General features: G+C 63.7%; 14 protein-coding genes. 6 read left to right on the top strand and 8 right to left on the bottom strand.

Going from position 1 to position 12,562, the window contains the following annotated elements:
* Positions 1–46 precede the first annotated feature (46 nt).
* The gene (locus ACODS1_RS19350) at positions 47–814 is read left to right on the top strand and encodes a DODA-type extradiol aromatic ring-opening family dioxygenase (protein ID WP_489086942.1); all 768 of its coding nucleotides are present in this window, start codon (positions 47–49) and stop codon (positions 812–814) included.
* A gap of 79 nt (positions 815–893) precedes the next feature.
* Positions 894–1,295: a transcriptional regulator gene (locus tag ACODS1_RS19345; protein ID WP_489086941.1), complete on the top strand. Its 402-nt coding sequence runs from the start codon at positions 894–896 to the stop codon at positions 1,293–1,295.
* An 84-nt stretch (positions 1,296–1,379) separates the two neighbouring features.
* Here the strand turns inward: ACODS1_RS19345 and ACODS1_RS19340 are convergent, their stop codons facing one another.
* Both ACODS1_RS19340 and ACODS1_RS19335 read right to left on the bottom strand, forming a co-directional pair.
* Positions 1,380–3,074 carry a DEAD/DEAH box helicase gene (locus ACODS1_RS19340; protein ID WP_489086940.1) on the bottom strand — a complete coding sequence of 565 codons (1,695 nt, stop codon included), beginning with the start codon at positions 3,072–3,074 and terminating at the stop codon, positions 1,380–1,382.
* 250 nt (positions 3,075–3,324) lie between these two features.
* Entirely contained in the window at positions 3,325–4,104 is a 780-nt protein-coding gene (locus ACODS1_RS19335; protein ID WP_489086939.1) for a spermidine synthase, read from the bottom strand.
* 156 nt (positions 4,105–4,260) lie between these two features.
* Between ACODS1_RS19335 and ACODS1_RS19330 the strand changes: the two genes are divergently transcribed.
* From ACODS1_RS19330 to ACODS1_RS19320, 3 genes are all read left to right on the top strand, one after another.
* Positions 4,261–5,607, top strand: coding sequence for a class II 3-deoxy-7-phosphoheptulonate synthase (locus ACODS1_RS19330; protein ID WP_489086938.1), 1,347 nt, complete (start codon positions 4,261–4,263; stop codon positions 5,605–5,607).
* Positions 5,608–5,768: 161 nt separating this feature from the next.
* A complete protein-coding gene (loiP, locus tag ACODS1_RS19325; RefSeq protein ID WP_489086937.1) occupies positions 5,769–6,524 on the top strand; it encodes a metalloprotease LoiP in 756 nt (251 codons plus the stop codon).
* A 51-nt stretch (positions 6,525–6,575) separates the two neighbouring features.
* The gene (locus ACODS1_RS19320; RefSeq protein WP_489086936.1) at positions 6,576–6,962 is read left to right on the top strand and encodes a lysozyme inhibitor LprI family protein; all 387 of its coding nucleotides are present in this window, start codon (positions 6,576–6,578) and stop codon (positions 6,960–6,962) included.
* Here the strand turns inward: ACODS1_RS19320 and ACODS1_RS19315 are convergent.
* From ACODS1_RS19315 to ACODS1_RS19300, 4 genes are read right to left on the bottom strand one after another with little or no spacing between them, the layout of a single operon-like run.
* Positions 6,959–8,152 (bottom strand): winged helix-turn-helix domain-containing protein, encoded by a 1,194-nt coding sequence (locus ACODS1_RS19315; protein WP_489086935.1) that lies wholly within the window; start codon positions 8,150–8,152, stop codon positions 6,959–6,961. The two genes, ACODS1_RS19320 and ACODS1_RS19315, sit on opposite strands and share 4 nt — an antisense overlap.
* Before the next feature lie 14 nt (positions 8,153–8,166).
* Entirely contained in the window at positions 8,167–8,613 is a 447-nt protein-coding gene (locus ACODS1_RS19310; RefSeq protein ID WP_489086934.1) for a DUF3291 domain-containing protein, read from the bottom strand.
* Between the two features lie 19 nt (positions 8,614–8,632).
* A complete protein-coding gene (locus ACODS1_RS19305) occupies positions 8,633–9,577 on the bottom strand; it encodes a DMT family transporter (protein ID WP_489086933.1) in 945 nt (314 codons plus the stop codon).
* Between the two features lie 16 nt (positions 9,578–9,593).
* On the bottom strand, positions 9,594–9,818 hold the full coding sequence (locus ACODS1_RS19300) for a DUF1127 domain-containing protein (RefSeq protein ID WP_322978001.1): 225 nt from the start codon (positions 9,816–9,818) through the stop codon (positions 9,594–9,596).
* Positions 9,819–9,915: 97 nt separating this feature from the next.
* On the opposite strand from ACODS1_RS19300, the gene ACODS1_RS19295 reads away from it, so the two are divergent.
* On the top strand, positions 9,916–10,770 hold the full coding sequence (locus tag ACODS1_RS19295) for a LysR substrate-binding domain-containing protein (RefSeq protein ID WP_322978002.1): 855 nt from the start codon (positions 9,916–9,918) through the stop codon (positions 10,768–10,770).
* Positions 10,771–10,804: 34 nt separating this feature from the next.
* Here the strand turns inward: ACODS1_RS19295 and rloA3 are convergent, their stop codons facing one another.
* Positions 10,805–11,359, bottom strand: coding sequence for a retropepsin-like aspartic peptidase RloA3 (gene rloA3 / locus ACODS1_RS19290; protein WP_322978003.1), 555 nt, complete (start codon positions 11,357–11,359; stop codon positions 10,805–10,807).
* 263 nt (positions 11,360–11,622) lie between these two features.
* Positions 11,623–12,552, bottom strand: a complete 930-nt coding sequence (locus ACODS1_RS19285) for a quinoprotein relay system zinc metallohydrolase 1 (RefSeq protein ID WP_489086932.1) — start codon at positions 12,550–12,552, stop codon at positions 11,623–11,625.
* Positions 12,553–12,562 lie beyond the last annotated feature (10 nt).

The following is a 12,562-nucleotide window of genomic DNA, read 5'->3' as shown; positions in this document are numbered from 1 at the left end:
CGATAGGTTACCCGACGAAAATGGTGGCTCGTTCATGGAGGTACTCATGCTGCCATCACTGTTCATTTCCCACGGTTCTCCCATGCTAGCCCTCGATCCCGGGGCCAGCGGCCCTGCGCTGGCACAACTGTCGGCTCGCCTGCCCCGCCCTCGGGCGGTCGTGGTGGTTTCCGCCCACTGGGAAAGTGATCGACTGCAGCTTACCGGCTCGGCAACCCCTGCCACCTGGCACGACTTCTATGGCTTCCCACCCGAACTCTATGCCGTGCAATACCCTGCGCCGGGTGAGCCGCAACTGGCCGAGGAGATCGTCGCCCTGCTCGCCCGCGCCGGGCTCGCGGCTGACGTAGATCCACAGCGGCCCTTCGACCATGGCGCCTGGGTGCCCATGTCATTGATGTACCCTGACGCCACGATTCCGCTCGTGCAACTGTCGCTGCCCACCCGCCAGGGCCCGGAACTGCAGACGCGCGTCGGCCGCGCCCTGACCGAATTGCGTGCGCGTGGCGTGTTGCTGATCGGCTCTGGCAGCATCACCCATAACCTGCGCGAACTGGATTGGCACGCCCGCCCGGACATGGCCACCGCCTGGGCCGGCGAATTCCGCCAATGGATGGTCGAGCATCTGGCCGCCGACGATGGTCAGGCCCTGCACCACTACCGTCAGCTCGCGCCCTATGCGGTGCGTAACCACCCAAGCGACGAGCACCTGCTGCCGCTGTTCTTCGCCCGAGGCGCCGGTGGTGCCTTCAACATCGAGCACAGCGGCTTCACCTACGGCTCGCTGGGCATGGACATCTACAGCTTCGGTTGAAGGCGCATCAATTCAGGTCGAACCCAGGTCACCTCCATGTAGTCGGAATCGGTAAGCCCTTCCTTGCGGAGAAACCGACATGCACTATCACTGGGATCTGATCGAGCGCCTGCTGCGCGAGGCGCAACATTCTGCCGGCAAGCCATTCGCTCCCCGCCACTATGCCGAGGAGTTGGCTGACGAACTGCAGCGCGTGGGTGACCCTGTCGACGACCTGGATCACTTTCGTGCCGAGGCCACGCGTTATGAAGCCAGCCTGCTGAGCGGTGACTTCATCGCGCCACGCCCGGAAAACGAGGGCGGCAATGGCGAGAACTTCGTCCTGACGTCACGCGGCGCGCAACTGCTTGCCATGCTCGACAGCAGCATTCCCGGCAGCGAACATCCGCGCCAAGTGCTCGACGATGCCGGCGAAGCGGCGCTGACGCCCGAGGTGTTCGACCGACTTGCCCCCAGGGCGACGCTCGGCGAAACGCAGTGAGCGTCTGCACCATGAAAAACGCCGCGCCCGGCTAACCGGACGCGGCGTTTCAGATCAGTTGGCCCGGCTCGGCCGGGCTACGGATCAATCCTCGCGATAGCGACGCAGCTTCAGTGCCTTGCCGGCGACGCGGGTGTCCTTGAGCTTGCCGAGCAGACGATCCAGACCATCTTCCGGCAACTCGACCAGGCTGAAGGTCTCGCGAATCTGGATGCGGCCAATGGCTTCTCGCGCCAGGCCACCCTCGTTGAGGATGGCGCCAAGCAGGTTCTTCGCGGCGATGCCATCACGCGTACCCAGCGCAGTACGGCAACGCACGCGACCTTCGGTCAGCGGCAGCGGCGCACGACGCTCGCGGTATTCGCCGCGCTCACCACCACGCTCGCCGCCACGATCACCATCACGCTCACGGCGCTCACGCGGCGCACCGCCAACACCCGGCACCAGCGGCTGCTCACGCTCCACGGTAGCCAGATCGAGCGCCTGGCCATTGGTGGCCTTCTTCAACAGCGCAGCGGCCAGGGCACGCGGGCTGCAACCGATGTCAGCGGTCAGGCGGTCGAGCAGATCGCCATGGCTGGCTTCGGCATCGGCCACCAGCGGCGCCAGGCTGCTGGTCAGTTTCTTGATGCGTGCATCAAGCACCTGCTGGGCGTTCGGCAGTTTGACCTCACCGACCTTCTGCCCGGTCACGCGCTCGATCACCTGCAGCATGCGGCGCTCACGCGGCGTCACCAGCAGCAGCGCACGGCCTTCACGGCCGGCACGACCGGTACGGCCGATACGGTGAACGTAGGACTCCGGGTCGTACGGCATGTCGACGTTGAATACGTGAGTGATGCGCGGTACGTCGATACCACGAGCGGCCACGTCAGTGGCGACGACGATATCCAGACGGCCGTCCTTGAGTGAGTCGATCACGCGCTCGCGCTGGTTCTGCGCGATGTCGCCGTTCAGCGCGGCAGCCTTGTAGCCCTTGGCTTCCAGCGCAGCGGCCAGATCCAGGGTGGCCTGCTTGGTGCGCACGAAAGCGATCAGCGCGTCGAACTCTTCCACTTCCAGCAGACGAGTCACGGCATTGATCTTCTGATCGGCGTGGATCATCAGATGCGCCTGCTCGATGCGCGAGACGGTCTGGGTCTTGGCAGCGATCTTGATGTGCTGCGGCTCACGCAGGTGCTTCTCGGCGATGGCACGGATCGAATGCGGCAGCGTGGCGGAGAACAGCACGCTCTGGCGGCTTTCCGGCATGGCTTCGAAGATGATCTCCAGATCGTCCATGAAGCCCAGCTTGAGCATTTCGTCGGCTTCGTCGAGCACCAGATACTGGATGGTCGACAGCACTTTCTCGTCGCGACGCAGGTGGTCGACCAAACGGCCCGGGGTAGCGACGATAACCTGTGCGCCCTGGCGAATGGCTTTGAGCTGCGGGCCCATCGGCGCGCCACCGTACACCGCGACCACACTCAGGCCAGGCATCTGCTTGGAGTAGGTTTCGAAAGCGGTGGCAACCTGCAGAGCGAGCTCGCGAGTCGGGGCGAGAATCAGTGCCTGCGGCTCACGCTTGGCCGGGTCGATCTTCGACAGGATCGGCAACGCGAATGCAGCGGTCTTGCCGGTACCGGTCTGGGCCTGGCCGATCATGTCGTGGCCGGCGAGGATCACCGGAATGGCCTGCGACTGAATGGGCGACGGCTCTTCGTAACCAACAGCGGTCAGAGCGGCGAGAATATTGGGGTGAAGTCCGAGTGCGGCGAAGCCGCCGATTTCCTGGGTCATGGGTCTGCCTCAGTGCATCCGCAAAGACCCAGGAACAAAGGCTGCACGTGCCATGTAGGACCTTGTGGGTCACCCTGGCAGCCGATAGACGGGCATTTGCGAAAACGATGGATGAAACGTCAAGAGTAGTTCGCCGCAGCGAACCGACAACGAAGCCAGGCTTCGTGATAGTGACGAGGCCGTTTTGGCCGGGCGCGGATCATACAGGATTTTTCGCCCTGGGGGACAGGTTTTTCGCTCGCTGCAGCCCCTAGCTGGCTGGCCGCAACGACTCGATCAATGGTTGCAGCGAATAGCCCAGTTGCGCAGCCAACTCGCCCGCACGCGCCTGCAGCAAGGCGAAGTCCAGTTCCTGCTCAAGATTCGCAGGAATCAGCATGATCACGTTGCCCTCCTTCACCGGGCATTCCCAGTAATGGCGGTGAAACAGGCCACGCAGCAGCGCCGCGCCCAGCGGCTTGCCATCATTGGCCGCCCACTGGTTGATGATCAGCCAGCCACCGGGGTTGAGCTTGGCCTGGCACTGCTCGAGAAAATTCCAGGCCAGGTGGCCGACACCCGGCCCCTGGTCGGTGTAGAGGTCGAGGAAGATCAGATCGGCGGTTTCCGCACTGGGCAGCAGTTCGATGGCATCGCCGATACGAATGGTCAGCCGAGGGTCATCGTCGAGACCGAGAAACTCCATGGCCAGGCGCGGTACATCCGGGCGCAGCTCGATGGCCTCGACATCTTCCAACGGCAGGAACTTCAGGCAGGCCTGGGTCAGGTTGCCGGCGCCCAAGCCGAGAAACAGGGCGGTTTCCGGTTTTTCATGCGCCAGGGCACCGAGCAGCATGGCGCGCGTGTAGTCGTACTCCAGCCAGCTGGGATCGGCGGGAAATACGCAGCTCTGCTCGATGCACTCGCCGAATTCGAGAAAACGATAGGCGCCAATCTGCGCCACGCGGATCACACCGAAGGCATCGCGCACTTCGGCAAGCAGGACTTCGTCCAGCTTCTGCATTTCTTCGCTCGGCGGTAACCCCGGCATGTCCTTGCTCCTGCTCCTCACGCCTCAGCCCTGCGGCCCGGCAACCGCGCCGATTGTCGGCGATGCGCCCCACGCGGTCACGCGATAATTGCGCGGCGATCCTGCGGGCTTATCGGTTACCATGCGCACCGCCTCAATCGCCGCTAGAGATGCACCATGTCGCACGCCTGGAGTCCCGAAAGCTGGAGGGCCAAGCCCATTCAGCAGCAGCCCGAATACCCTGATGCCGCGCACCTGGCGCGCGTCGAACAGACCCTCGCCGGCTACCCGCCGCTGGTGTTCGCCGGCGAGGCGCGCGAGCTGCGTCGCCAGTTCGCCGAGGTCACCCAGGGCCGCGCCTTCCTGCTGCAGGGCGGCGACTGCGCCGAGAGCTTCGCCGAGTTTTCCGCCGCGAAGATCCGCGACACTTTCAAGGTGCTGCTGCAGATGGCCATCGTCATGACCTTCGCCGCCGGCTGCCCGGTGGTCAAGGTCGGGCGCATGGCTGGCCAGTTCGCCAAGCCGCGCTCGTCCGGCAGCGAAACCATCGATGGCATCACCCTTCCCGCCTACCGTGGCGACATCGTCAACGGCATCGGTTTCGACGTCGCCAGTCGCGTCCCCGATCCCGAGCGCCTGATGCAGGCCTATCACCAGGCCACCGCCAGCCTCAACCTGCTGCGCGCCTTCGCCCAGGGCGGCTTCGCCGACCTGCACCAGGTGCACCAGTGGAACCTCGACTTCATCGCCAATTCGGCGCTGGCCGAGAAATACCAGCAGCTCGCCGGCCGTATCGACGAAACCCTGGCCTTCATGCGTGCCGTAGGCATGGACAGCGCACCGCAACTGCGGGAAACCAGCTTCTTCACCGCACACGAAGCGCTGCTGCTCAATTACGAGGAAGCCTTCGTCCGTCGTGACAGCCTCACTGGCCGCTGGTACGACTGTTCCGCGCATATGCTGTGGATCGGCGACCGCACCCGTCAGCTGGACGGTGCCCATGTCGAGTTCATGCGTGGCATCGAGAACCCCATCGGCGTCAAGGTCGGCCCGAGCATGGATCCGGACGAGCTGATCCGCCTGATCGACGCGCTCAATCCAGACAATGCCCCGGGCCGCCTGAACCTGATCGTGCGCATGGGCGCGGACAAGGTCGAAGCACACTTCCCGCGCCTGCTGCGCAAGGTCAAGGAAGAAGGCCGCCAGGTGCTGTGGAGCTCCGACCCCATGCACGGCAATACCATCAAGGCCAGCAGCGGCTACAAAACCCGCGATTTCGCGCAGATCCTCGCTGAGGTTCGGCAATTCTTCGCCGTGCATCAGGCCGAAGGCACTTATGCCGGCGGCATTCATATCGAGATGACCGGGCAGAACGTTACCGAGTGCATCGGTGGCTCGCGCCCGATCACCGAGGACGGCCTCTCCGACCGCTACCACACCCACTGCGACCCGCGCATGAACGCCGACCAATCCCTGGAACTGGCCTTCATGATCGCCGAGACGCTGAAGCAGGTACGGCACTGACCCCTTGCGCCCTGGCCACTGGCCAGGGCGCGAACCAGCTCGCACTTCTCGTGTGCGGTATCCGGCATAATGCCGCCCCAACGCGAGCACCGACCGGTGCAAACGACGCTACCCAGCCGGAAAGGACTCGCGGCCGACACTTCCAACAAGGATGATGAATCATGCAACTGCGCACCACCCTCTCCGCCTTCGCCCTCTCCAGCGCCGTACTGCTGAGCGGCTGCCAGAACATGTCCCCCGACGCCATGATGCAATCCGGCCTGATGGCCGTGCAGGCCGCAACCCTCAGCGATGCCGAAGTCAAAAGCATGTCCGACAAGGCCTGCGCGGAAATGGACGCCTCCAACTCCATCGCCGGCCCGGACACCTCTTACGGCAAGCGCCTGAACAAGATCGCCGCCAACCTTGGCAATCAGGTCAACGGCACGCTGGTCAACTACAAGGTCTACCTCAATGACGAGGTCAATGCCTGGGCCATGGCCAACGGTTGCGTACGCGTCTACAGCGGCTTGATGGACGCAATGAACGACAACGAAGTCGAAGGCGTGTTGGGTCACGAGATGGGGCACGTTGCCCTCGGCCACACCAAGAAAGCCATGCAGACTGCCTACGCCACATCCGCCGCGCGCAACGCCGCAGCGGCCTCGGGCAACGGCACCGTCGCCGCGCTCTCTGCCTCGCAGTTCGGCGCACTGGGCGAGCAACTGGTCAACGCGCAGTTCTCGCAAAGCCAGGAAAGCGCGGCCGATAATTTCTCCTTCGACCTGCTGACCCAACGCAACATCCCCCGCGAAGGCCTGGTAACCGCATTCGAGAAACTGGCCAAGCTCAGCGGCGGCGAGAGCAGCATGTTCGACTCGCACCCGGGCTCCACCGAACGCGCCAACAATATGCGCAATCGTCTGGCGGGTAAGTAAGGAATACGCTCAGGGGCTGTGTCGCAGCCCCTATCTTTTTGAGAAACTGCCATGTCGATACTGCGTAACGGCCTGCTATCGCTCACGCTCCTGCCGCTCGGAGTCTGGGGTGATTACGATGAACAGTACCAGACCTGCATGGACGCCAACGGGATGATCAACAACTCCAGCGTCGCCAGTTGCGCCGAAGGCGTGTCCGAAGCGGTAAAAAAGGAAATGAACCGTGTCTACCAGCAGCTTTTTCTGAAACTGCAGGAAAGCACCCCAAGGGATGCCGAGCAACTGGAAGCGACACAAAAGGCCTGGCTGATTTACCGAAACGGCCAGTGCGATCTACAGGGCAAGCATGTCGGCTCACCGATGTACTACACCTGTCCCATGGAGCTGAATATCCAGCGCTTGGAAGAACTGAAATTTCTCTTGGAGAACGGTGGCTAGCCCAGCAGCCCGCGCAGACTGACGCCAGGCGCCAGCCACACCTCATCCAGCCCCAACCACTGTGCCAGCGCCTGCAACGAATCGCTCAGCGCCTGATGCGCCTCCTCACTCAGCACAGCCTCCTCCAGATGCACGGCATGCACCGCCAGGCGCCTAGCCGCGCGCTCGCTGCGCAGATCCACCCGCGCCAGCAAGCGTTCGTAGTGCAGAAACGGCAACACGTAGTAGCCATACACGCGCTTGGCCTGCGGAGTGTAGATCTCCAGACGATAGCGGAAGCCGAACAGCCGCTCGGTACGTTCGCGCTCCCAGATCAGCGAATCGAAGGGGGACAGCAACGCGCTGTGACGCACGCGCCTGGGGATGCGCGGCTCGCCGCGGCAGTAGGCCGTCTGTCGCCAGCCCTGCACCGCGACCGGTAGCAACTCACCCGCCTCCACCAGCTCGGCGATACGCTGCTTGCTGTCGCCGGCATCGAGTCGGTAGTAGTCGCGCAGATCCTTTTCGGTGGCCACGCCAAGGGCATCGGCCGAACGCAGTAGCAGGCACCGCTGCGCTTCGTCTTCATCCAGCTCGCGATGATTGAGCAGCTCGCCCGGAATGACCCGCTCTGGCAGATCGTAAAGCCGCTCAAAACCGCGGCGGCCGGCAACGGTGACTTCGCCTGCGGCGAACAGCCATTCCAGCGCCGTTTTCTCCGCGCTCCAGTCCCACCAGGGCCCAGCCTTCTCGGTACGGCTGCTGAGGCTGCCAGCACCCAACGCGCCGCGCTCGCGCACGGCCTGCAGCACGGCCTCGATCACGTCGCGCCGCTCCACGCCGAACTTCGCCAACTGGCTGTAGATCCCCTGCCCAGCCGCCGCCCGACGCATGCGCCAGCGCAACAGCGGATAGAGCTCCAATGGCAGCAAGGAAGCCTCGTGTCCCCAGTATTCGAACAGTCGCCTGCGCCGCGCGCGGCCCCAGGCCAGCTCGTCGAGATGCTCGGCCTGGTAATGACCAAGGCGGGAGAACGCCGGCAGGTAGTGCGAACGCACCAGAGCATTGACCGAATCGATCTGCAGCACGCCGAGGCGTTCGATCTGCGCCTGCAAGTGCTTGTGGGCGATGGCACCACGCGGCACACGACCGAAGCCCTGGGCTGCCAGGGCCAGGCGGCGGGCTTCGGCGAGGGAAAGTGAGTCTGTCATGGCGGCTCAGCCTATCAAGCCGGTGCCGCAAACGCATGGCGAAAGGTAAAGGCCTGCGCCGTCGCGCCATGTTCGCGCAGATAAGCCAAGCGCTCGGCAGCCTCGACCACGCTAGGCCGATGCCCGACCGGCACCCACCACAGCACCTGATGCGCCTGCTCGACGCGCGCGAACCATTCGCGGCGGCGCTTGAGCATTTCGGCATGCGCCGACTTGTAGACGTAGTCACTGAGCGACTGCACGTCCTGCCAGACCGACATGTTGACCAGAACATCGTCACCAAAGGGGCGGATCGCCGTGGCATCGCCCGCTTCGTCCTGCAGGCGCCAGATATAGCCGGGCGAGACTTCGGCCAAAGCATTGATACGCTCCAGATTAGCGACGAAATCGGCCATCTCCGGCGACTCCAACGGCGCTTTCATCAAGGCGATGTTCAGTTGGGCCAAGTGATAAGTGGACAATTTCCAGCCTCCTTGCGGATCAGGGTTGCTGCGGCACGCCACGCCAGCCGGCCAGGCGTCGACGCAGCCAGGCTTCGCTGCTGACCAATGTAATGCCGCTGAGCACCAGCGCCGCGCCGATGATGAAGTTCAGCGTCAGCGGCTCGTCCAGCACCAGCACGCCGAAGGTCACCCCGAAAAGAGGCGTCATGAAGGAAAACACCGCCATGTTCGAGGCCAGGTAGCGGCGCAGCAGCCAGAACCAGGCCAGGTAGGTGAAGAACGATACCACCACGCCCTGCAGCACGATGCTACCAATGGCGAGCGGGCTCCAGCGCACCTGGTCGAGATCGACCACCGCCAGGGCATAACCGAGTAACAGGACGAACGCCACGGCCAGTTGGTAAAAGAGGGTCAACCCGGCGGGTGCTTCGGACAAGCGCGAACCACGCACCACCACGGTAGTGGCGCCCCAGGCCATGCCCGCACAGAGTCCCAGCGCATCACCGAGCAGGATACCGCCGTCGATATCGGCCCAGTTGCCGCCGACACCGAAGGCCATCACCACACCACCGAAGCACAGCGCGATACCCAGCCACTGCAGGCGGCGCAGACGCTCGCTAGGTAGCAGCAGGTGCAGGCCCAGCGCCGAGAAGATCGGCGCGGTATAGAGAAACACCGCCATGTGCGAAGCCGAGGTATGGCGCAGGCCGAGGGCGATGAAGAAAAACTCCAGAGCGAACAGCACACCGGCCAGCACGCCCGCGCGCCAGGTGCAGCCGATCCAGCCCTGCCAGCCGCGCTGCCAGAGCAACAGCAGGCCGACCAACACGGCGGCGATACCCGAACGCAGGGCCACCTGCAGCATGGGCGCAACATCCGGCGCCGCCAGCTTGATCGCCACCTGCTGGCTGCCCCAGATGGCACAGAGCAGCAGCATCAGCTGGAACAGGAACAGATCGGCACCCTTGCGTACAGCAGTCATTGCATCACTCCGTCATTCATTTGCGCAGCGGATCATCCCAGAATGGCCGCTCACTTTCCTGCATCACGTCGGCACGGGTCAGCCCCAGATCCTTCAGCGCCGCCATATCCAGCGCGGCCAACTGGCGGCGTTCACGCGCCAGTTGCTGCCAGCGGCGCAGCACGCGCCAGATACCGGCCACACTCGGCAAGCGCCCGGACGGGATGGCCTGAGCCATCGCATACCCTTTCTGACTTTTCATCTCGGTGTCCTCCCTGTGGGGTTGGCACCAGTCTCAGGCCAGGCTTATGATCAATCCAACGAATGTTTCTTATGCAATCCATCTTGAGAGTTGATGAATGGCCTATCACCCCAGCATCGATACCGAATTGCTGCGCAGCTTCGTCGCCATCGCCGATACGGGCGGCTTCACCCGCGCGGCCGATGCTGTGAACCGCACCCAATCGGCAATCAGCATGCAGATGAAACGGCTGGAAGATGACGTGGTGCAGCGCCCCTTGTTCGAGCGCGACGGCCGCCAGGTTCGACTGACGCCGGAAGGTCAGGTGCTGCTGGGTTACGCCCGGCGCATCCTCAAGTTGCATGGCGAGGTGCTCAATACCCTGCGTGAGCCGCACATGGTCGGTGCCGTGCGCATCGGCACGCCGGATGATTACGTGATGCGTTTTCTGCCGGAAATTCTCTCGCGCTTTGCCCAGGCCTACCCGCTGGTGCAGGTCGAGGTGCACTGCGAACCCTCCGGGCAATTGCTGCAACGACAGGATCTCGACCTGACCATCGTCACCCGCCAGCCGGGCAAGGAGATCGGTCAACTGCTGCGCCAGGAGCGCTTCGTCTGGGCAGTGGCGCAAGGCTTCGCCCCGCACGAGCAGACGCCCATGCCGCTGGCGATGTTCAACGCCGACTGTTTCTGTCGCGAGTGGGCGTGCAACGCGCTGGATGCGATGAGCCGCCCCTACCGCATCGCCTACACCAGCCCCAGCCTGTCGGCAATCTTCGCCATAGTGCGCGCAGGATTGGCAGTGACCGCGCAACTACAGAGCCTGATCACCCCGGATCTGCACATCCTTGGCGAAGCTGAGGGCCTGCCGCTACTGCCATTGACCAGCATCGTGCTGCTGCGTCGGGAGGGCAGCCAATCGCCGGTGACGGAATGCCTGGCCGAGCATATCGTCGAGGGGTTCAGGCTCTAACCTGTCGACGTTTTGCGCATGACCTCGGCGGCCCTCAGGACTTGTTCGCCTGCTTGCCGCTCGAATCGCCATTGCACTTGGGCTCGACGGTGAACGTCCGAGACACATCCACGGCCCCCAGGTGCTCCAGGGTGCGCCGCCCGATCAGCACCGGATAGATCATCTTGCCGCGGTTCTTCAGCGAGAATTCTTCGTTGTAGATACGGTCGCCGATGCACATCTTCAGCTTGACCACCGGGCGTCTCTCTTCGCCGCCAGCGCCCCTGACCTTGACGTTTCTTTCGACGCGCCGCTCGAAGGGGATGCTCACCGTCTTTGCGCTCTTGCTGTCTTTCACTTCCACATTGAAACGCACCCAGTGCTCACCGTCCTTCTCGAAGCGTTCGAGGTCTTTCGCATCCATCGACGAGGTAAGCGCACCGGTATCCAGCTTGATCTTCAGCGCAGCCTTTTCAGGCAGCAGCAGCCCTTCCTCCACCCATCCGTAGACGCGGGGAGAAGGTGAATCCGTCTTCGAATGCACGGCTGGCGAGGACATCATCGCCAGCATCAGCGCTACAGCAGAAGCGGTTACAGGGGGCATGGCCATCGACAGCTACCTCGGTTGTGAAAAGTCCACCCTACTCGGGTGCAGGTCAATTTTTCGTCAAATGGCCTGCCCGCTTGTCGCAAGCCAGGTAGAGCCGCCTCCTTGAGAGTGGCCGGGTCAGATTTCAGTTCAGTGTGCAAGCGAACCGGAGCGCTGGCCGCGTAGGGTGGATCGGGGCGCCCTAGGCGCTAACGTGGGAGGGGCTTTAGCCGCGATTCGCCGCTAGAGCCCCTCCCACAGAAGCCAGGCGACAACACACTTCGTCACTCGGCGTGATCCACCCGACTCATCGCCTGGCGCTCATAGCGCGGGTAGAGGTGGCTGACGCTGCGGATCAGCTCATAGCGGCTCAGATTCACCTGAGCGAAGCGCTCAGGGATCGGCGCGCGGATCAGTTCGTTCATCTCGGCGCCCTGCTCCGCGCCCTCGCGCATCAGGCCATCGAGCCAGCCCAGGTAGTCGCGCATTTGCGCAAAGGGCGCTGCATCTGTGGCCAGCGGGCCGTGGCCGGGCACGATCTGCTTCCAGGGCAACGCTTGCAGCCGATCCAGATCGGCCAGCCAGACATCCAGCCCAGGCGTGTTCGGCGTGGTCAGCGCGCGCTGGTAGAAAAGGATGTCACCAGCAAACAACACGCCCGTACGCTCGTCGAGGATCGCCAGGTCGGCGCCGGTATGGCCGCGTAGCGCCAGCAGTTGCAGGCGCCGGCCGCCGATTTCCAACGTGCCTTCCTGTACCTCTTCGGTGGGCAATACCACCTCGGTGCCGCGCATCCAGTCGCCTACCAGGCGATACATGTTTTCCGCCATGGCGTCGCCCTGCTCGGCCAAAAGCTTCGCGGTACCTGGCAGCGCGGCGATGGGCACGCCGGCAAACGCCTGGTTGCCCAGCACGTGATCCGGGTGATGATGAGTCAGCAGCACGCGCAGCACCGGTTTGCCGGTGACGTGCTCGATGCTCTGGCGCAGCGCCTCGCCGTAGCGGCGCGACGGCCCGGTGTCGATCACCACCACACCCTCAGCGGTTTCGATAAAGCCGACATTGACGATATTGCCGCCGTTGTCCGGGGCGAAATTGTCGGTGCTGCCTTCCACCAGCCAGACCCCCTCGGCGATCTGCCGGGGTTGCAGCTGGTAGTCGAGCGCCTGAGCCAAGCCGCTACCGAGAGCCAGCAGAAATAGTATCCAGCGCATGCTCTTCTCC

The organism is Pseudomonas sp. FG29, from assembly GCF_057809355.1.
The sequence above is the reverse complement of the archived record's forward strand: the minus strand, read 5'-3'. Positions and strand labels throughout refer to the sequence as shown.

Bases quoted from the DNA above. Each gene is read 5' to 3' on its own strand.
- rloA3 (WP_322978003.1), bottom strand. From the start codon at position 11,359: ATGGCCATGCCCCCTGTAACCGCTTCTGCTGTAGCGCTGATGCTGGCG.
- ACODS1_RS19330 (WP_489086938.1), top strand. From the start codon at position 4,261: ATGTCGCACGCCTGGAGTCCCGAAAGCTGGAGGGCCAAGCCCATTCAG.
- ACODS1_RS19340 (WP_489086940.1), bottom strand. From the start codon at position 3,074: ATGACCCAGGAAATCGGCGGCTTCGCCGCACTCGGACTTCACCCCAAT.
- ACODS1_RS19345 (WP_489086941.1), top strand. From the start codon at position 894: ATGCACTATCACTGGGATCTGATCGAGCGCCTGCTGCGCGAGGCGCAA.
- loiP (WP_489086937.1), top strand. From the start codon at position 5,769: ATGCAACTGCGCACCACCCTCTCCGCCTTCGCCCTCTCCAGCGCCGTA.
- ACODS1_RS19305 (WP_489086933.1), bottom strand. From the start codon at position 9,577: ATGACTGCTGTACGCAAGGGTGCCGATCTGTTCCTGTTCCAGCTGATG.
- ACODS1_RS19335 (WP_489086939.1), bottom strand. From the start codon at position 4,104: ATGCCGGGGTTACCGCCGAGCGAAGAAATGCAGAAGCTGGACGAAGTC.
- ACODS1_RS19350 (WP_489086942.1), top strand. From the start codon at position 47: ATGCTGCCATCACTGTTCATTTCCCACGGTTCTCCCATGCTAGCCCTC.
- ACODS1_RS19295 (WP_322978002.1), top strand. From the start codon at position 9,916: ATGGCCTATCACCCCAGCATCGATACCGAATTGCTGCGCAGCTTCGTC.
- ACODS1_RS19300 (WP_322978001.1), bottom strand. From the start codon at position 9,818: ATGAAAAGTCAGAAAGGGTATGCGATGGCTCAGGCCATCCCGTCCGGG.
- ACODS1_RS19285 (WP_489086932.1), bottom strand. From the start codon at position 12,552: ATGCGCTGGATACTATTTCTGCTGGCTCTCGGTAGCGGCTTGGCTCAG.
- ACODS1_RS19315 (WP_489086935.1), bottom strand. From the start codon at position 8,152: ATGACAGACTCACTTTCCCTCGCCGAAGCCCGCCGCCTGGCCCTGGCA.
- ACODS1_RS19320 (WP_489086936.1), top strand. From the start codon at position 6,576: ATGTCGATACTGCGTAACGGCCTGCTATCGCTCACGCTCCTGCCGCTC.